Origin of the sequence: Variovorax sp. H27-G14, assembly GCF_046156345.1 — a bacterium.
Taxonomy (GTDB): Bacteria; Pseudomonadota; Gammaproteobacteria; order Burkholderiales; family Burkholderiaceae_C; genus Variovorax.
Genome location: NZ_JAYLVN010000003.1, coordinates 40,013 through 57,623 on the forward strand (window position 1 = coordinate 40,013; position 17,611 = coordinate 57,623).

Sequence of the window (17,611 nt, forward strand, 5' to 3'; positions counted from 1 at the left end):
CAGCCATCCGTATCGATTCAGGTGAGGACCAGGAGACATGATGAAGCAACCCACGGGGGCCGATGCGTTCGCGCCCTTCCAGCAGGCACTGACCGAGGGATGGAGCAAGGCGGTGGCGTCGTTCCAGCAGTCGGCCGCGCAGGGGGCTTCGGCCTTCAGTCCCGGTGGCACACCGCTCTGGCAGATGCCGCAGATGCCGCAGATGCCACAGATGCCGAACATGCCGCAGATGCCTGACATGGCCAACGGCATGAAGATGCCCGAGCTGCCCAAGTTCTCCATTGCACCCGAGAAGCTGCAAGCCATTCAGCAGCAGTACCTGGCCAACGCCACCGAACTCTGGCGCCAGGGCTTCAACGCCAAGCCCGAAGGCGACAAGCGCTTTGCCGGCGATGCCTGGGGCAGCAACCCGCTATCCGCTTTTTCCGCCGCCGTTTACCTGCTGAACGCGCGCACCTTGCTCAGCATGGCCGAGTCCGTCGACGGCGACGAAAAGACCCGCGCGCGGCTGCGCTTTGCGGTGGAGCAATGGATGGCCGCCTCGTCGCCCAGCAACTCCCTCGCGCTCAATGTCGATGCGCAGAAGAAGGCCATCGACACGCAGGGCGAGAGCATTGCGCGCGGCATCCAGAACCTGCTGCACGACGTGAAGCAGGGCCACGTCAGCATGACCGACGAAAGCGCGTTCGAGGTGGGCCGCAACGTGGCCACCACCGAAGGCGCCGTGGTGTTCGAGAACGACTACTTCCAGCTGCTCGAATACAAGCCGCTCACCGCCAAGGTGTACGAGCGGCCGTTCCTGCTGGTGCCGCCGTGCATCAACAAGTTCTACATCCTCGACCTGCAGCCCGAGAACTCGCTCATTCGCTATGCGAACGAGCAGGGCCACCGCGTGTTCGTGGTGAGCTGGCGCAACCCCGACGCCTCGATGGAAAAGGCCACCTGGGACGACTACATCGAGAACGCCGCCATCAAGGCGATCCACACGGTGCAAGAGGTCACGGGTAGCAAGCAGATCAACACGCTGGGCTTTTGCGTGGGCGGCACCATCCTGAGCACCGCGCTGGCCGTGCTTGCGGCGCGCGGCGAAAAGCCGGCCGCATCGGTCACGCTGCTGACCACCTTTCTTGACTTCAGCGACACCGGCATTCTGGACATTTTTGTCGACGAGCCGATGGTGGCCTACCGCGAAATGCAGCTCGGCAAGGGCGGCCTGTTGCCCGGCGGCGACCTGGCCTCGACCTTCAGCATGCTGCGGCCCAACGACCTGGTGTGGAACTACGTGGTGGGCAACTACCTGAAGGGCGAAACACCGCCGCCGTTCGACCTGCTGTACTGGAACAGCGACGCCACCAACCTGCCGGGCCCGTTCTACACCTGGTACCTGCGCAACACCTACTTCGAGAACAAGCTGGCCCAGCCCAATGCGCTCACCGTGTGCGGCGCGCAGGTCGACCTGGGCCGCATCGACATTCCGGCCTACATCTACGGCTCGCGCGAAGACCACATCGTGCCGATTGGCGGCGCGTATGCGTCCACGCAATTGCTGCCGGGCAAGAAGCGCTTCGTGATGGGCGCGTCGGGCCACATTGCCGGCGTGATCAATCCGCCGGTGAAGAAAAAGCGCAGCCACTGGGTGCGCGACGACGGCAAGTTTCCGAAGACGCAGCCCGAATGGCTGAGTGGCGCGCAGGAGCAGCCGGGCAGCTGGTGGACCGACTGGGCCCAGTGGCTCAAGGGCCACGCGGGCAAGCAGGTTGCCGCGCCCAGGGACTACGGCAACGGCAAGGCTTACAAGGCCATCGAGCCTGCACCGGGCCGCTACGTCAAGGCCCGCGCCTGAGCGCCTGAGCGCCTGACATCCAGAACACCTCGATTTCAAATTACTTCAACGGAGAATCTCATGGAAGACATCGTCATCGTTTCGGCAGCACGCACGGCGGTCGGCAAGTTTGGCGGCGCGCTCGCCGGCATTGCGGCCACCGAGCTGGGCGCCATCGTCATCAAGGAAGTGATTGCGCGTGCCAACCTCACGGCCGACCAGATCGGCGAGGCCATCATGGGCCAGGTGCTGGCGGCCGGTGCCGGGCAGAACCCCGCGCGCCAGGCATGGCTGAAGGGCGGCGGCGCCAAGGAAACGCCGGCGCTCACCATCAACGCCGTGTGCGGCTCCGGCCTGAAGGCCGTGATGCTGGCCGCGCAGGCCGTGGCCACCGGTGACAGCGAAATCGTCATTGCCGGCGGGCAGGAGAACATGAGCATGGCGCCGCACGTGCTGCCCAACTCGCGCAACGGCCAGCGCATGGGCGACTGGAAAATGGTCGACACCATGATCGTGGACGGCCTGTGGGACGTCTACAACCAGTACCACATGGGCATCACCGCCGAGAACGTGGCCAAGAAGTTCGGCATTGACCGCGCCTCGCAGGACGAGCTGGCGCTGGGCAGCCAGACCAAGGCCGCCGCCGCGCAGGACGCCGGCAAGTTCAAGGACGAAATCGTCGGCGTGAGCATCCCGCAGAAGAAAGGCGATGCGCTCGTGTTCGACCAGGACGAGTTCATCAACCGCAAGACCAGCGCCGAAGTGCTGGCCGGCCTGCGCCCCGCTTTCGACAAGGCCGGCGGCGTGACCGCGGGCAATGCATCGGGCCTGAACGACGGCGCCGCCGCCGTGATGGTGATGACGGCCAAGAAGGCCGCCGCGCTCGGCCTGAAGCCGCTGGGCCGCATTGCCAGCTACGCCACCGCCGGGCTGGACCCGGCCATCATGGGCATGGGCCCGGTGCCCGCGTCGACCAAGGCGCTGCAGCGCGCCGGCTGGAAGGCCGCCGACCTCGATCTGCTGGAAATCAACGAAGCCTTTGCGGCACAGGCTTGCGCCGTGAACCGCGAAATGGGCTGGGACGTGAACAAGGTGAACGTGAACGGCGGCGCCATTGCCATCGGCCACCCGATCGGCGCGTCGGGCTGCCGCATTCTGGTGACGCTGCTGCATGAAATGCAACGCCAGAACGCCAAGAAGGGCATTGCCTCGCTGTGCATCGGCGGCGGCATGGGCGTGGCGCTGACCATCGAACGTTGATAGCAGGGCGCCCGCGCCCGGGGTTGTCGCCGCTCAGCGCGACATCGACGGGCGCAGCGCCATCGCCGCGCGCCAGCGCAGCAACTCGGGGTGCTGCTCCCCGGGCTTGACCCGCACCACGCGGGCAAAGTCCACCGCCACCACGGCGGTGATGTCGGCCAGGCTGAACTGGTCGGCGGCAATGAAGTCGCGGCCGGCCAGCCGCGCATTCAAGGTCTCGAAGAAATGCTGTACGCGTGCCTGGCCGCGCTGTGCCAGCTCGGGAATCTGCGCGTAATTCACGGGCCCCGGCAGCGCCCGGTCGGCCATGGCCGGCGAGCCGTTGCGCAGCGTCTCGGCAATGGCCAGCAGTCCTTCGAATTCGATGCGCCAGTTCCAGCTGGCAATCTCGGCCTTTTCGTGCGGCGTGCGGCCCATCAGCGCGGGCTCCGGGTAGCGGGCCTCCAGGTAGGCCGCAATGGCGGCGTTGTCGGCGAGCAGCGCGCCTTCTTCTGTGCGCAGCGCGGGCACCGTGCATTGCGGGTTGATGTCGCGGTAGGCGGCGCCCAGTTGCTCACCACGGGCCAGGTCGACCTGCACCGTGTCGTGGGCAATGCCCTTCTCGGCAAGCAGGATGCGCGCACGGCGCGGGCTTGGCGCGGTGGCGCAGTCGTAGAGAATGATCATCGTCTGTTCAACTCCTGGAACACATTGCATGAATGGCACGACCGGCTACACGCCGCCCACCGTCTGGTCCTGGAACAAGGACAGCGGCGGGCGCTTCGCGAACATCAACCGCCCGATTGCGGGTGCCACCCAGGAGAAAGACCTGCCGGTGGGCAAGCACCCGCTGCAACTCTATTCGCTGGCCACGCCCAATGGCGTGAAAGTGACGGTCATGCTCGAAGAATTGCTGGCGCTGGGCCACACCTGCGCCGAGTACGACGCCTGGCTCATTCGCATCAACGAGGGCGACCAGTTCGGCAGCGGCTTTGTGGCGGTGAACCCCAATTCCAAGATTCCGGCGCTGCTCGACCGCAGCGAGGCCACGCCGGTGCGCGTGTTCGAGTCGGGTGCCATCCTGCAGTATCTGGCCGAGAAGTTCGGCGGCGCCTTCCTGCCGACCGAGCGCGCGGCGCGTGCGGAGTGCCTGTCGTGGCTGTTCTGGCAGATGGGCAGTGCCCCGTATCTCGGCGGCGGCTTCGGCCACTTCTATGCCTACGCGCCCACCAAGATCGAATACGCCATCGACCGCTTCGCGATGGAGGCCAAGCGCCAGCTCGACGTGCTCGACCGCCGCCTGGCCGAAAGCCGCTACCTGGGCGGGAACGAATACACCATCGCCGACATGGCCGTGTGGCCCTGGTACGGCACGCTCGCCAAGGGGCAGCTGTACGAGGCGGGCGAGTTCCTGTCGGTGGGCGAGTACAAGAACGTGCTGCGCTGGACCGACGAGATCGCCCAGCGCCCGGCGGTGCAGCGCGGGCGCATGGTCAACCGCACCTGGGGCCAGCCGGCCAGCCAGTTGCCCGAGCGGCACGACGCTGGCGACTTCGACACGCGCACGCAAGACAAGCTCGACACCCAAGCCTGAAACCCCGACACCGCCACCCGGAGACACCCATGAGCGACAAGATCCTGGTCTTCTACGGCTCGTACCGTTCCGACCGCATGGGCGTGCGCCTGGCGGACTACATCGTGGCCGGCCTGGGTGCGCGCGGCGCCACGGCGGAGTTCATCGATGCCAAGGCGGTCGACCTGCCGATGCTCGACCGCATGTACAAGGAGTACCCCAAGGGCAGCGCGCCTCCCGCCATGGAGGCGCTGGCCGAGAAGATCCGCACGGCGGACGCCTTCATCTTCGTCACCGGCGAATACAACTGGGGCCCGCAGCCGGGCCTGAAGAACCTCACCGACCACTTTCTGGAAGAGTGGTTCTGGCGGCCCGCGGCGGTGGCCAGCTATTCAGCGGGGCGCTTCTCGGGTGTGCGATCGGGCACGGTGTGGCATTCGATCCTGTCGGAGATGGGCATGGTCGTGGTGTCGAGCACGCTGGCCGTAGGCCCCATCTCGCAGACGCTGGATGCCGACGGCAAGCCGACCGGCAGCGCGGGCGAAGCGCTCGACCACGCGTTCGGCCGCTTCGCCGACGACCTGGCCTGGTGGACCGAGGCGGCACGCGCCCAGCGGGCGCGCAAGGGACCGCCTTACTAGGCCCATGGTGTAGGTCGTTGGTTTGCGTGGCAGGGGCCCGCAAACGGCCCTCCGCGCATCTTGTTCACCGCTCAAAATTTGAGCAATGTGTAGAAAGCCTATATAAAACAACGACTTGCAATCGTTTTACAAGGCTGCACATCAGTTGTCCCCAAAGTTGTGCACAGAAAATGGGGACGGCTTGGTGAAAACCGGTCTGTCAAGCCCGAATGGGCAGGTCAAGCCCTAAAAAATACCCCAAACCTAGGGTTTCACCTGATTCGACCCGCGCCAGGGCCTTGAAACTTGTTCACTGCTCAAATTTGAGGCAATGTGTGGAATCCCTTTATAAAACAAGCACTTGCGTTGGTTTTACAAGGCTCCGCCTAAGTTGCCCCCAAAGTTGTGCACAGAAAATGGGGACTACATCGGGTTGTCAACATTTGGGCTGTCCGAAGCCTTTTGCGGGCTGTAGTGCGTGCACAAGGTGTCGACCAGCGCCTGCGCATAGATCGGCAACGCCGCGCGGTCGCGCACCAGCAGATAGCGCTCGCGCACGCACCAGGCGTCGCTGAGCGCGATCAGCGCGAGCTGCATGCTCTGCTGGTTGCGCCGCGCCGCTGACTCCGGCACCACGCCAATGCCCACGCCGCTGCCGATCATTCGGCACATGGCGTCGAAGCTGCCGAGCTGAATGCGCAGCTTCTGCCGCTTGCCCAGGTTGTCGGTGATCTGCGCCAGAAAGGCCTGCAGCGTGCTGCCTTGCTGCATGCCGATGGCGTCTTCCTCCAGCGTCTCGGCGAATGAGATGGTGCGGCGCCTGGCAAAGCGGTGCTTGCGCGCCGTGACCAGCACCAGCCGGTCGGTGCTGAAGTGAATCGCCTCCAGCCCCAGCGTGTCGACCTGGCCCGCGACGATGCCGATGTCGGCGCGCCCGTCGCGCACACCACGTGGAATCTGAGCGTTCGGTTTTTCCTGAAGGTCGACGTTGATGCGCGGGTTGCGCGCCAAAAAGCCCGGAAGTATTTCGGGCAAGAAGTCGGTCACCGCCGTGGTGTTGGCAAACACCCGCAGGTGGCCGCGCAGGCCGCCGCCGTACTCCAGCAGGTCGGCGCGCAGCTGCTCCGTCTGGCGCAGCACCAGGCGCGCGTGGTGCAAAAAGGCTTCGCCCGGCGGCAGCAGCCGCACGCCGCGGGCCTCGCGCTGCAGCAGCTGCAGGCCGGCCTGCGCCTCCAGCGCCTTGATGCGCGCACTGGCCGCTGCCAGTGACAAGTGCTGGCGCTCGGCCGCCCGCGTGAGGTTGCCGAGTTCGGCCGCGGCAACGAAGAGCCGCAGGTCGGTCAGGTCGAAAAGCATCGGGCGATGGTAGGGCCGGGGTAAGCACCAGCCTTCGGAATTGCAGAAGGCTGGCTTTTGAAATGGCAGATTGCGCGCGCGCCAAGGGCCGCCGACCATGCGGCCATGCAGACGACCACGACTCCCCCTCACGTTCCCCTGATCGACGCCGACGCGCTCGCGCAGTTGCAGGCCTGGCAAGGCCGCAGCGAAACGCTGGCCGACGACATCACCGCCGCGCCCGTGCGCGCGCTCTCCGCCACGCTCGACCGCGACGACCCGCTGCCGCAGGCCGGCACGCACCTGCCCGCGCTGTGGCACTGGCTGTACTTTTTGCCGCACCACCGGCAGTCGGACATCGGCGAAGACGGCCACGCCAGGCGCGGCGGCTTCCTGCCACCCGTGCCGTTGCCGCGCCGCATGTGGGCTGGCGGGCGGCTCGCTTGGGAGGCGGGCAACCCGCTGCGGGTGGGCGACACGGTGGCGCGCACGTCGACCATCGTGTCGGTGACGCACAAGGCCGGGCGCACCGGCGAGCTGGTGTTCGTGCTGGTGCGGCACGAGGTGCGCAACCAACACGGCCTGGCGCTGACCGAGGAGCACGACATCGTTTACCGCGCTGCCGCCGCACCCGAAGAGAAGGCACCGCCACCCACCCCCGCGCCTGCTGCGATGCCTGGTGACGCCGCCTTCAGCCGCGACGTCGCACCCGACGACGTGCTGCTGTTTCGCTACTCCGCGCTCACCTTCAACGGCCACCGCATCCACTACGACCGCCGCTATGTGACGCAGGTCGAGGGCTATCCAGGCTTGATCGTGCACGGCCCGCTCATCGCGACGCTGCTGGTCGATTTGCTGCGCCGACAGGTGCCCGGTGCGCAGCTGGCGCGCTTCGAGTTCCGCGCTGTGCGCCCGACCTTCGACACGGCCCCGTTCCGAGTGCACGGCAAGCCGACTGAAAGCAGCGCCGGTGGCAGCAAAACCTTCAGCCTGTGGGCCGAAGACGCCGACGGCTGGCTCACGATGCAGGCCACGGCCGTGCTCGCCTGATTGCGGAGACCACCCCCATGACAAGACCCCTGGACGGCATCACCGTCATATCGCTCGAACACGCCATTGCCGCGCCGTTCTGCACCCGCCAGCTCGCCGACCTGGGCGCGCGCGTCATCAAGGTGGAGCGCCCCGACGTGGGCGACTTTGCGCGCGCCTATGACGCCCGCGTGGGCGGCGAGGCCTCGCACTTCGTGTGGGTCAACCGCTCCAAGGAAAGCCTCACGCTCGACCTGAAGCAACCCGCCGCGCTGGCCGTGCTGCAAGAGCTGCTGGCCGATGCCGACGTGCTGGTGCAGAACCTCGCACCCGGCGCCGCCGCGCGCATGGGCCTGGGCGCCGAGGTGCTGCAGGCGAAGCACCCGCGGCTCATCGTGTGCGACATCTCGGGCTACGGCGACGACGGCCCCTACCGCGACAAGAAGGCCTACGACCTGTTGATACAGAGCGAGGCGGGCTTTCTGTCGGTCACGGGCACGCCAAGCGACCCATGCAAGTCGGGCAACTCCATCGCCGACATTGCGGCCGGCATGTACGCGTACACCGGCATCCTGGCCGCGCTGCTGCAGCGCGGCAAGACGGGCAAGGGCTCGCACATCGACGTGTCCATGCTCGAGTCGCTCGCCGAGTGGATGGGCTACCCGATGTACTACGCCTACGAAGGCGCGCCGCCGCCGCCGCGCAGCGCCGCCTCGCACGCCACCATCTACCCCTACGGCCCGTTCCCCGCGGGCGACGGCGGCACGGTGATGCTCGGCCTGCAGAACGAGCGCGAATGGCGCGCGTTCTGCGACAAGGTGCTGCTGCAGCCGGGGCTTGCGAGCGACGCGCGCTTCGACAGCAACGCGCGGCGCAACGACAACCGCGAGGCGCTGCGCGCGCTCATCGTGGAGACCTTCGGCGCGCTGAGCACGGCCCAGGTGCTTGAGCGGCTCGACACGGCGCAGATTGCCAACGCCCGCATGAACGACATGGCCGGCCTGTGGGCGCACCCGCAACTGCAGGCGCGCGACCGATGGCGGCAGGTGGGCTCGCCGGCCGGCGACATTCCGGCCTTGCTGCCGGCCGGTCGGCAGAGCGCCTTCGACTACCGCATGGACCCGGTGCCGGCGGTGGGCGAGCACACCGACGCCATCCTGCGCAGCCTGGGCCGCAACGACGCCGACATTGCGGTGCTGCGCGAGGCGAAGGCGGTATGAGCGGCGCGCCGCTGGTCCCCCTGTCATTGGCTCGCGCCTTTCTGTTCGTGCCCGGCGACCGGCCAGAGCGCCATGCGCGTGCGCTGGCCACTGGCGCGGGCGGCGTGATCGTCGACCTCGAAGACGCCGTCGCGCCCGAGCGCAAGGCCGCGGCGCGCGAGCAGCTCGCGGCCTCGTTCGCCGCGCTGCAGCCCGCGCAACGGGCACGGCTGCTGGTGCGCGTCAATGCCGCGGGCACGCCGTGGCATGACGACGATTGCGCACAGGTCGGCGCTTTGGTGGCGCAGGGCCTGATCGCCGGCGTGGTGCTGCCCAAGGCCGAGCGCGCGGCCGACTTGTCGGGGCTCGCGCAAGCCATCGGCCCGCAAGGCGTGCTGGTGCCGCTGATCGAATCGGCCGCGGGCCTTGCGGCGGTCAACGAGTTGGCGGCTGCGCCGCAGGTGCTTCGGCTGGCGTTCGGCAACCTCGACTTTCAGGCCGACCTGGGCCTGGCCTGCGACGCCGACGAGGCCGAGCTGGTGCCGGTGCGGCTCGCGCTGCTGCTGGCCTCGCGCCGCGCGGGCCTGCCCGCACCCATCGACGGTGTGACGCCCGACTGGCGCAACGCCGCTCGCCTGGCTGCCGACACGGCGCGCGCGCGGCGCGGCGGCTTCGGCGCCAAGCTGTGCATCCACCCCGACCAGGTGGCGCCGGTGCAGACCGGGCTCGGCCCCACCGCGCAAGAGCTGACGTGGGCGCGCCGCGTGGTCGATGCCGTGCAGGCCGCGGGCGGCGGTGTCGTCAGCCTCGACGGCCGCATGGTCGACGCGCCCGTGGTTCGGCTGGCCGAACGCCTGCTCGCGCACGCTTGAGCCAACCCAAAAAACAACCCCAAAGGAGACAACGAAGTGACCTCAACCCAGCCCCGTGAATCGTGGAAATTCAAGGCCTTGCTCGCGGCCTCGGCGGCCGCCTGCCTGCTCGCCTTTCAATCGCCGGCCGCCGCACAGGCTGCGTGGCCCGACAAGCCCATCGTCATGGTCGTGCCGTATTCCGCCGGCGGCCCGACCGACGTGGTGGCGCGCATGCTGGCCATTCCCATGGGCAAGTCGCTGGGGCAGACGGTGATCGTGGAGAACACCGTGGGCGCGGGCGGCACCATTGCGCCGGCGCGCGTGGCCCGCGCGGCGCCCAACGGCTACACCATCCTCATTCACCACATGGGCATGGCCACAGCGCCCGCGCTCTACAAGAAGCTCAACTACGACCCGCTGAAAGACTTCGAGTACATCGGCCAGGTGCTGGACGTGCCGATGACGCTGCTGTCGCGCAAGGACTTTCCCGCCAACAACTACCCGGAACTGCTGGCCTACGTGAAGGCCAACAAGGACAAAGTGACGCTGGCCAATGCGGGCGTGGGCGCGGTGTCGCAGCTGTGCGGCCTCTTGTTCATGAACCAGGTCGGCGTGCAGCTCACGACCGTGCCGTACAAGGGCGCGGGCCCGGCGCTGAACGACCTCATGGGCGGGCAGGTCGACCTGCTGTGCGACCAGACCACGCAGACCGCGCCCGTCATCAAGGACGGCAACCGCGTGAAGGTGTTCGGCGTGACCACGCCCAGGCGGCTGGCCAGCATGCCCAACATTCCCACGCTGGACGAGCAGGGCCTGAAAGGCTTCGACGTGCGCGTGTGGCACGGCGTGTATGCGCCCAAGGGCACGCCGCCCGCCGTGGTCGAGAAGCTCAACGTGGCCCTGCGCGCGGCGCTGCAGGACGACATGGTGAAGACCCGCCTGGCCGAGCTCAGCTCCGAAATCGTGCCGCTGGACAAGCAGACGCCGGAGAGCCTGCGCACGCACCTGGCGGCGGAGGTGGAGAAGTGGGGCAAGGTGATTCGCGCCGCGGGGGTGCAGGCGGACTGACGGCCGGGCAATGGCAAGTCGCATGCAAAGCCCGGAACGATGAGAGGACGTGTGCCTTACCCGGCGCCAGGCACCGTCAGCAGGGACTGGATGGTTCGATGCAGCGTCTGGGCATCGACGGGCTTGTGAAGCAGCGGCCAACCCGCGGCGCGCGCCCTGTGCAGCGCATCGGACGAAGTCTCGCCGGTAATGAAGAGCACCGGAAAATTGCCGTGGATCTCGTGCATGCGCGCGACCAATGCAAAGCCGTGCTCGTGGCCACGAAGCCGCAGGTCGGCAATCAAGAGGTCCGGGCACCCCAGCTCGCTGAACAGCGCCGCCGTGCCGGCGATGTCTTCGGCGGAATGGACCTCGAAGTTCCAGCTGTTCATCAGCACGGTCATGCTTCGCACGATGCTGGACTCGTCGTCGACCAGGTAGATCCTTTGCCGCGCGGCCACCTTGTCCAGGGGCGCAAAGGCCACCGCAGGCGCGTCGGTCACGTCGGTCGCGGCGGCCAAAGGCGGCGTGGCGCTGACACCTGGCACGCGCACCTCGAAACGGCTCCCCTCGCCCAGGCGGGAGTCGACCGAGATGCGCGCGCCGATCAACGACACCAGCCGCTCGACAATCGCCAGCCCGAGCCCAACGCCCTGGCTGGGGTCCCGCCCTTTGTTTCCGAGCTGATAGAACTCCTCGAAGATGCGTTCGTGCTCCTCGGCGTCGATGCCCTCGCCGGTGTCCTCGACCGTCAGGGTGGCGGTCTGGCCATCGTGCCGCAGGCGCACGATCAATCCACCCCGCCTGGTGTACTTGATTGCGTTTTCGATCAGGTTGCGCGCAATGCGCACCAGGGCCATCGGGTCGCCGTCGAGCGTGGTGCTGCGCAGGTCGCGCACAAGGAACAGGCCCTTGTCGGCCGCGGCGCTTTCGAACTCGGTGCACACGCCTGCAAGCAGCGCGTCCAGCGCGAAGCGCTGCCGATTGGGCACATAGTGGCTTGAGGAGAGCTGCGAAAGGTCGAGCAGCCCGTGCAGCAGCGCTCCCAGCGAACGCACGATCTGGTCGATGTGGTTGGCAACCTCGCCCAGCGTCGCGGGCGTGGGGTTGGCTACCAGAATGGCGCTGTAGATCGACAGGGCGTGCAGGGGTTGGCGCAGGTCGTGGCTTGCTGCGGCAAGCACGCGGGTTCTGGCCAGCGCCGCGGCTTCGGCCCGCGCAGCCGCGGCGTTGACCTCCGCGTTGCTGCGCTCCAGGTCGCGCACCACCTGATCGCGCTCGCGCCGGATAGCGATCGACCGTGCCAGCAGTTTTTCACTCTCGTTGGTCGCGAACAGCAGCGCCAGTATGTAGGCGATCGTCGTGACTATCGACGCCAGCAGATGCTGTGGATGCAGCACGACCCAGGTGGCGCTCGTGGGAATGAGAATGGCCGCGCCGTAGAGGCCCGCCATGTACCGCGGCGCAATCGAAACGGCGAGCCCGAGGGCCGGAAACGCCACCAGCATGAATGTCAGAAAGGTCTGGTTCAACGCGTCGAGGTAAGGCGTGAACAAGGGCGCCATGACGCCGGCTTCAAGGCCCGCCAGAATCGCCAGCAGCAACTGCTGCAGCAGTGCCTTGGAGGGATCGATGCGGGTCAGCCGCCGCAGCAGCCAGACAGCATGGGCGGCCCGCCCGAATTCGATGCAGACGACCGCGGCCGCCCACAGCAGAAATATCTTCATCGGCACCTGCGGCAGCAGCACGAACACCGAGCCACCGATCAGCAACAAGTGCGCGAACGGCATTCGCAGCATGATGCGCGCGTGCAATTCGATGAACTCGCGCTGCATCTCCTGCCGCAACACGGCTTGGGTGGTCAGGTCGTGCGCGGTCTTCACGGTCTGGCCGGGTGTTCAGACCGACTGCGACAAGCTCAGCAACCCGAGCCGGCTTGCGGTGATCACGGCCTCCGTGCGGTTGTGCACCTGCAGCGCCTCGAACAGCCCGCTGATGTATTCCTTCACCGTGTACTCGGAGAGAAACAGTTCGCGCGCGATCGACTTGGTGGGCAAGGCACGGGCCAAGCCGCGCAGTACATCGATCTGCCGTGGGCTGAGCGACGGGCGGTTGACGGTCGCGGTGGTGTGCATGACTTCCTCGGGCAAGTAGATCTGGCCCGTGAGCACCTTTTCGAGTGCCATCCGCAGGGTCTCGGGCGGCATGCTCTTGGGCACGAAGCTCATGGCGCCGGCCTCGATGCACATGCGCACGGTGGCCATGTCGTTGGCGGCCGATACGATCACCACGACGACATCCGGCGCAATGGCCTTGAAGCGCTTGAGCGAATCCAGCCCATGTTCTGGGCCGAGCGACAGATCCAGCAGGCAGACCGCGAGGTCGGGGTGCGCGGCGACAACGGCGGTCGCCTCGGCCGCCGTGGCCGCTTCATAGATCGAAGCGTTGCCGCCCATGCTCACAAGCAGAAGCCGCAAACCCGCGCGAAAAAGTGCGTGGTCGTCCACGACAAGAATCTTCATCTGGTAACTCTCCCTGCCCTTGGTCAATATTGTTTGTGGCCGCATTCTTACATCGGCCAATGCCGCCGCTGTAAGCCGCAACGGCGCGTCCTCGAACCCCCTCTGCAGGTCGCTCAGCAGGCCGGTGGTCAAGTGGGGGGCCAACGGATGGAGAGAAGTCATGTGTATGGCCTTTCGTGGGGCAAACGGACGCGACCGGCGCAAGCGTGGGTCGCCAGTATGCGGACGAATACCAGTGCGACATAACCCCGCAGACGAGGGGATGCCCCGAGCGGGTGAAAGAACTACCGTTCGATGCGTTCTTTCATCACGCCTCTATGCCGAAGAGCACCACCATGAACCTGAAACCTCTTCACCAACTGCTCAGGGTGAGCTCTCACCTCCTTGATCAGGCGGCCAGCGATGTCCGTGATACGGACTTGGCGCCGGTGTCGGAGCTCATCGAAAAAATCGGTCGTGCGCTGTTCGAGATCATCGAGGTTCAGCTCCAGATCTACGAAGTGCAGCCGGAGCTGCGGCCAAAGTCGCTGAAGGCGTCGTCCGCGGAATGCGATGCCTGCCAGGTTTTGACGCAATTCGTGATCGAGGCACTGGAGCTCGAGGACGCGGGCAAGACGGCCGCCGCCGTGGCGGTGTACGAGGAATTCATCGGCATCTCGCTCTCGTTTGCGCACCGCGAGTTCGCCAGGGCGCAAGTGCGTCGGCTGTCGCCGCCCGAAGTCTCGGCGCATTGACAAAGGGGCGCCAGCTTTGTCGACGCCAGCATGCGCAGGCGCCTTCTCGCAAAAAGCAAAGTTTCATGAATAAACGTTATCGATTTATCTGGAACGAATCGTTCGGTGAGCTGCATTCGGTGCATTCCATGCGCTCGCAATTGCTCGCATTCATCTAAAAATTCAACCGCACAGGAAAGCAATGAACACCTCATATCGAAGCATCTGGAGCGAGGCCCTGGGTGCCTGGGTTGCAGTCAGCGAACTCGCAAAAAGCAAAGGCAAGGCAAGCAAGGGCGCCGCGGGCGGGCGGCTGCTGAAATGGAGTTTGCTTTCAGCGTCGTTGGCCGGTGCGTTTGGTTTGCTCGGCTCGGCCGCCCATGCGCAGAGTTTGAGCTGCATGACGGTTGGCGCGGCGTTCTCTTGCCAGCCCACGACCCAGGCTGGCCTGACATTGATCGCCAATCCGGAAAGAGCCGGAGCCGGCGAATTCCTGACCTTGCGTGGCGGCGGCGCAGGCCAACCGATTCGCAACTATTTCGTCGGCAACGCCGACATCGCCGACGCCGCGAACATCACGCTGGGCGATGCGCTCGCCAAAAACTCCACCACCACAATTCTTGCCAATCGCTTCCAGGTGGGCAACAGCACGACCAGCGCGTCGGGAGAGGGCAGCACGGCCATTGGCATCAATGCCCGAGCGGCCGACTTTGACACCGTGGCGATGGGCAGCAATGCCAACGCGCTGGCCCCTGCGTCCATTGCCATCGGCAGCGGCGCAACAGCCAAGGCCACAGGAACAGCCAAGGGCGCAGGATTTGCGGGTATTGCCATCGGCAGCAAAGCCGGCGTCGACGGCGACAACAGCGTGGCGATCGGCTCCAACGCTCGCGCCAATGGTCCGGGGGCCTTGGCGTTCGGCAGCAACGCCAACGCGGCCTTCGCCAACGACGCGGCATTCGGCACGGGCGCGCTGGCCGTCGGCAGTGTGGAGGGGACGGGGCCTTCGACGGCATTCGGCAATGCCGCCAAGGCCACGGCCCCCGCGTCCCTTGCTATCGGTGGGACTGCGGAGGCTTCGGCCCGGAACGCTGCAGCGTTCGGCTACAGCGCAAATGCGTCAGGGATAAATGCCCTGGCCCTTGGCACGGTTTCGAACGCCAAGGGAGACCGCAGCGTGGCCATTGGCTCGGGCGCCAACGCAAGTGGCGATTTTTCCGTGGCCATCGGCCGCGCGGCGATTGCGTCCGGGTCTTCATCCCTGGCCATTGGCAACGACGGTGCCGGGGCGGAGGGGCTGTCGGCCAATGCGATCGCCATCGGGGGGCGGGCCATCGTTGCCGCGGATGCGACGTCCGGCATTGCCATCGGCCGCGGTGCCGTGGTGAATGGCGCGTTCGGTATCGCCCAGGGCGACGGCGCCACCGCGTCCAATGCCAACGACGTGGCACTGGGCGCACGCTCGGCAACCGCGGCGCCCAACACCGGCACCACCGCTCTTTATGGCGGCACGGCCCAGGGCATTGCCAAGGCGGCATCGGGCGTGGTGTCGGTCGGCAGTGCGGGCAACGAAAGGCAGATTCAGAACGTGGCGGCGGGCGTCATCTCTCCGACCAGCACCGACGCCATCAATGGCTCGCAGCTCAACTCGGTTGCCACGGGCGTCAACGCGCTCGGCACCTCGACTGCTGCCGGCCTGGGCGGCGGCAGCACGTACAGCAATGCGACGGGTGTGGTCTCGGCGCCGGCGTACAAGGTTGGGGGCGCTTCTTTCGCCAACGTGGGCGGTGCACTGGGCGCGTTGGACGCGGTGGCCAGCAAGGGCTGGGACCTGAGTGCCAACGGTGGGGTTGTGCAAAACATCGCGCCGGGCGGCAAGGTGGACTTCATCAATGGCAGCAACACGAGCGTCACACGCAGCAACAGCCAGATCAAGGTGGACGTGTCGACGACACCGGTGTTCACCTCGGTGACCACCAGCGCAGGCACCCCAGGGGCCGCTGGTGCGCCGGGCAGCCCCAGCACGACGCTGGACGGCACAGGCCTGACGGTCAAGGACCTGAACGGCAAGGCGGGTCCGAGCGTGACGGCCCAAGGCATCGACGGTGGCCTTAAGACCATCACCCGCGTGGGCAAGGGCACGCAGGACACCGATGCGGCGAACATCGGCCAGCTCAACGACGTCGGCAAGGCGGCCAACAACGCGGTGCAGTACGACCCGAAGAAGACGGGCGAGACACAGCCAAGCGGCGCAACGCTTGGGGGCCTGGACAAGGACGGCAAGCCGCTGGTCGCGGACGGCGTGACGCTGGGCAACGTGAGGGACGGCAACGTGGCTGCTGGCTCGAAGGATGCAGTCAACGGCGGCCAGCTCAACACGACGAACCAGAACGTCACCAACCTGGGCAATAGCATCCGCAATGCGACGTTGGGCCCGGTGCAGGCCGTGCCAAACAAGGCGGGCCAGTTGACGCTGGTGGCGCCGGGGGCCACGGGCGCCGCGCCTGGTGCCGCACAAGTGCTGGGCAACGTGGCAGCCGGCGAGGCACCGAACGATGCGGTCAATCGCGATCAACTCGACACGGTGAGCGCTACGGCCAACAAGGGCTGGGACCTGAGCGCCAACGGCGTGAACGCTCTGCAGATCGCACCAGGCGGAACGGTCGACTTCGTCAACGGCAGCAACACGAGCGTGACACGCACGAGCAACAAGATCCGCGTGGACGTGTCGAAGACACCTGCCTTCGATTCGGTGAGCGTGGGTTCGGGCGCGCCGGGCACCGTCGGTGCACTGGGCAGCCCGCGTACGACGCTGGACGGCAACGGCCTGACGACCCGTGGCGCCGATGGTGTGGCCGGTCCGAGCGTGACGGCCCAAGGCATCGACGGTGGCCTTAAGACCATCACCCGCGTGGGCAAGGGCACGCAGGACACCGATGCGGCGAACATCGGCCAGCTCAACGACGTCGGCAAGGCGGCCAACAACGCGGTGCAGTACGACCCGAAGAAGACGGGCGAGACCCAGCCAAGCGGCGCAACGCTTGGGGGCCTGGACAAGGACGGCAAGCCGCTGGTCGCGGACGGCGTGACGCTGGGCAACGTGAAGGACGGCAACGTGGCCGCGGGCTCGAAGGACGCGGTCAACGGCGGCCAACTGAACACCACCAACCAGAACGTCACCAATCTGGGCGAAAGCATCCGCAATGCGACGTTGGGCCCGGTGCAGGCCGTGCCAAACAAGGCGGGTCAGTTGACGCTGGTGGCGCCGAACGGCACGGGCGCTGCACCCGGTGCCGCACAAGTTCTGGGCAACGTGGCAGCCGGCAAGGCGCCGACCGACGCGGCCAATGTCGGTCAACTCGATGCGCTGGCCGGCAGCGCGGTGCAGTACGACAGGAACGCGGACGGTACGCCGGGCAAGAACGGTGTGACGTTGGGCGGTCGCAATGCCGACGGCACAGCGGCCACGTTGCCGGTGAAGGTGGGCAATATTGCCAATGGCGAGGCACCGAACGACGCGGTCAATCGCGGTCAACTCGACACGGTGAGCGCGACGGCCAACAAGGGTTGGAGCCTGAGTGCCAACGGGGGCGGTGTGCAGAACATCGCGCCGGGCGGTGCGGTGGACTTCGTCAATGGCAGCAACACGAGCGTGACA

14 protein-coding genes are annotated in these 17,611 nt (G+C 66.7%); 10 read left to right on the forward strand and 4 right to left on the reverse strand.

Annotated features, from left to right (window positions below):
- Nucleotides 1-37 precede the first annotated feature (37 nt).
- Entirely contained in the window at nucleotides 38-1,843 is a 1,806-nt protein-coding gene (gene phaC, locus VLK31_RS09195) for a class I poly(R)-hydroxyalkanoic acid synthase (RefSeq protein WP_409168089.1), read from the forward strand.
- Between the two features lie 60 nt (nucleotides 1,844-1,903).
- Nucleotides 1,904-3,082: an acetyl-CoA C-acetyltransferase gene (locus tag VLK31_RS09200; protein WP_409168090.1), complete on the forward strand. Its 1,179-nt coding sequence runs from the start codon at nucleotides 1,904-1,906 to the stop codon at nucleotides 3,080-3,082.
- Between the two features lie 33 nt (nucleotides 3,083-3,115).
- On the opposite strand, the gene VLK31_RS09205 is transcribed toward VLK31_RS09200, so the two are convergent.
- Nucleotides 3,116-3,748, reverse strand: coding sequence for a glutathione S-transferase family protein (locus tag VLK31_RS09205; RefSeq protein WP_409168091.1), 633 nt, complete (start codon nucleotides 3,746-3,748; stop codon nucleotides 3,116-3,118).
- Between the two features lie 28 nt (nucleotides 3,749-3,776).
- Here VLK31_RS09205 and yghU point away from each other — a divergent pair, with 28 nt between their 5' ends.
- Complete coding sequence (gene yghU / locus VLK31_RS09210) at nucleotides 3,777-4,655, forward strand: glutathione-dependent disulfide-bond oxidoreductase (protein ID WP_409168092.1); 879 nt, start codon at nucleotides 3,777-3,779, stop codon at nucleotides 4,653-4,655.
- Nucleotides 4,656-4,684: 29 nt separating this feature from the next.
- Nucleotides 4,685-5,275 carry an NADPH-dependent FMN reductase gene (locus VLK31_RS09215; protein ID WP_409168093.1) on the forward strand — a complete coding sequence of 197 codons (591 nt, stop codon included), beginning with the start codon at nucleotides 4,685-4,687 and terminating at the stop codon, nucleotides 5,273-5,275.
- 402 nt (nucleotides 5,276-5,677) lie between these two features.
- Here VLK31_RS09215 and VLK31_RS09220 read toward each other — a convergent pair whose 3' ends face one another.
- Complete coding sequence (locus VLK31_RS09220; protein ID WP_409168094.1) at nucleotides 5,678-6,610, reverse strand: LysR family transcriptional regulator; 933 nt, start codon at nucleotides 6,608-6,610, stop codon at nucleotides 5,678-5,680.
- A 105-nt stretch (nucleotides 6,611-6,715) separates the two neighbouring features.
- Between VLK31_RS09220 and VLK31_RS09225 the strand changes: the two genes are divergently transcribed.
- From VLK31_RS09225 to VLK31_RS09240, 4 genes are read left to right on the forward strand one after another with little or no spacing between them, the layout of a single operon-like run.
- Nucleotides 6,716-7,639, forward strand: coding sequence for a MaoC family dehydratase N-terminal domain-containing protein (locus VLK31_RS09225; protein WP_409168717.1), 924 nt, complete (start codon nucleotides 6,716-6,718; stop codon nucleotides 7,637-7,639).
- Nucleotides 7,640-7,656: 17 nt separating this feature from the next.
- Nucleotides 7,657-8,838: a CaiB/BaiF CoA transferase family protein gene (locus VLK31_RS09230; protein ID WP_409168095.1), complete on the forward strand. Its 1,182-nt coding sequence runs from the start codon at nucleotides 7,657-7,659 to the stop codon at nucleotides 8,836-8,838.
- The gene (locus VLK31_RS09235; RefSeq protein ID WP_409168096.1) at nucleotides 8,835-9,689 is read left to right on the forward strand and encodes an HpcH/HpaI aldolase/citrate lyase family protein; all 855 of its coding nucleotides are present in this window, start codon (nucleotides 8,835-8,837) and stop codon (nucleotides 9,687-9,689) included. The genes VLK31_RS09230 and VLK31_RS09235 overlap by 4 nt, the downstream gene beginning before the upstream one ends.
- A gap of 36 nt (nucleotides 9,690-9,725) precedes the next feature.
- Entirely contained in the window at nucleotides 9,726-10,739 is a 1,014-nt protein-coding gene (locus VLK31_RS09240; protein WP_409168097.1) for a tripartite tricarboxylate transporter substrate-binding protein, read from the forward strand.
- Between the two features lie 56 nt (nucleotides 10,740-10,795).
- Here the strand turns inward: VLK31_RS09240 and VLK31_RS09245 are convergent, their stop codons facing one another.
- Both VLK31_RS09245 and VLK31_RS09250 read right to left on the reverse strand, forming a co-directional pair.
- The gene (locus VLK31_RS09245) at nucleotides 10,796-12,472 is read right to left on the reverse strand and encodes a hybrid sensor histidine kinase/response regulator (protein ID WP_409168098.1); all 1,677 of its coding nucleotides are present in this window, start codon (nucleotides 12,470-12,472) and stop codon (nucleotides 10,796-10,798) included.
- A 144-nt stretch (nucleotides 12,473-12,616) separates the two neighbouring features.
- Nucleotides 12,617-13,240, reverse strand: coding sequence for a response regulator (locus VLK31_RS09250; RefSeq protein ID WP_409168099.1), 624 nt, complete (start codon nucleotides 13,238-13,240; stop codon nucleotides 12,617-12,619).
- Nucleotides 13,241-13,575: 335 nt separating this feature from the next.
- On the opposite strand from VLK31_RS09250, the gene VLK31_RS09255 reads away from it, so the two are divergent.
- Nucleotides 13,576-13,974 carry a hypothetical protein gene (locus VLK31_RS09255; RefSeq protein ID WP_409168100.1) on the forward strand — a complete coding sequence of 133 codons (399 nt, stop codon included), beginning with the start codon at nucleotides 13,576-13,578 and terminating at the stop codon, nucleotides 13,972-13,974.
- Between the two features lie 181 nt (nucleotides 13,975-14,155).
- Nucleotides 14,156-17,611 (forward strand): ESPR-type extended signal peptide-containing protein (locus VLK31_RS09260; RefSeq protein ID WP_409168101.1); only part of this gene is annotated, 3,456 nt, incomplete at its 3' end.

What these genes read in the sequence shown, in the direction of transcription:
- phaC (WP_409168089.1), top strand. Translation starts at nt 38, where the DNA reads ATGATGAAGCAACCCACGGGGGCCGATGCGTTCGCGCCCTTCCAGCAG.
- VLK31_RS09230 (WP_409168095.1), top strand. Translation starts at nt 7,657, where the DNA reads ATGACAAGACCCCTGGACGGCATCACCGTCATATCGCTCGAACACGCC.
- VLK31_RS09220 (WP_409168094.1), bottom strand. Translation starts at nt 6,610, where the DNA reads ATGCTTTTCGACCTGACCGACCTGCGGCTCTTCGTTGCCGCGGCCGAA.
- VLK31_RS09200 (WP_409168090.1), top strand. Translation starts at nt 1,904, where the DNA reads ATGGAAGACATCGTCATCGTTTCGGCAGCACGCACGGCGGTCGGCAAG.
- VLK31_RS09205 (WP_409168091.1), bottom strand. Translation starts at nt 3,748, where the DNA reads ATGATCATTCTCTACGACTGCGCCACCGCGCCAAGCCCGCGCCGTGCG.
- VLK31_RS09215 (WP_409168093.1), top strand. Translation starts at nt 4,685, where the DNA reads ATGAGCGACAAGATCCTGGTCTTCTACGGCTCGTACCGTTCCGACCGC.
- VLK31_RS09225 (WP_409168717.1), top strand. Translation starts at nt 6,716, where the DNA reads ATGCAGACGACCACGACTCCCCCTCACGTTCCCCTGATCGACGCCGAC.
- VLK31_RS09235 (WP_409168096.1), top strand. Translation starts at nt 8,835, where the DNA reads ATGAGCGGCGCGCCGCTGGTCCCCCTGTCATTGGCTCGCGCCTTTCTG.
- yghU (WP_409168092.1), top strand. Translation starts at nt 3,777, where the DNA reads ATGAATGGCACGACCGGCTACACGCCGCCCACCGTCTGGTCCTGGAAC.
- VLK31_RS09255 (WP_409168100.1), top strand. Translation starts at nt 13,576, where the DNA reads ATGAACCTGAAACCTCTTCACCAACTGCTCAGGGTGAGCTCTCACCTC.
- VLK31_RS09250 (WP_409168099.1), bottom strand. Translation starts at nt 13,240, where the DNA reads ATGAAGATTCTTGTCGTGGACGACCACGCACTTTTTCGCGCGGGTTTG.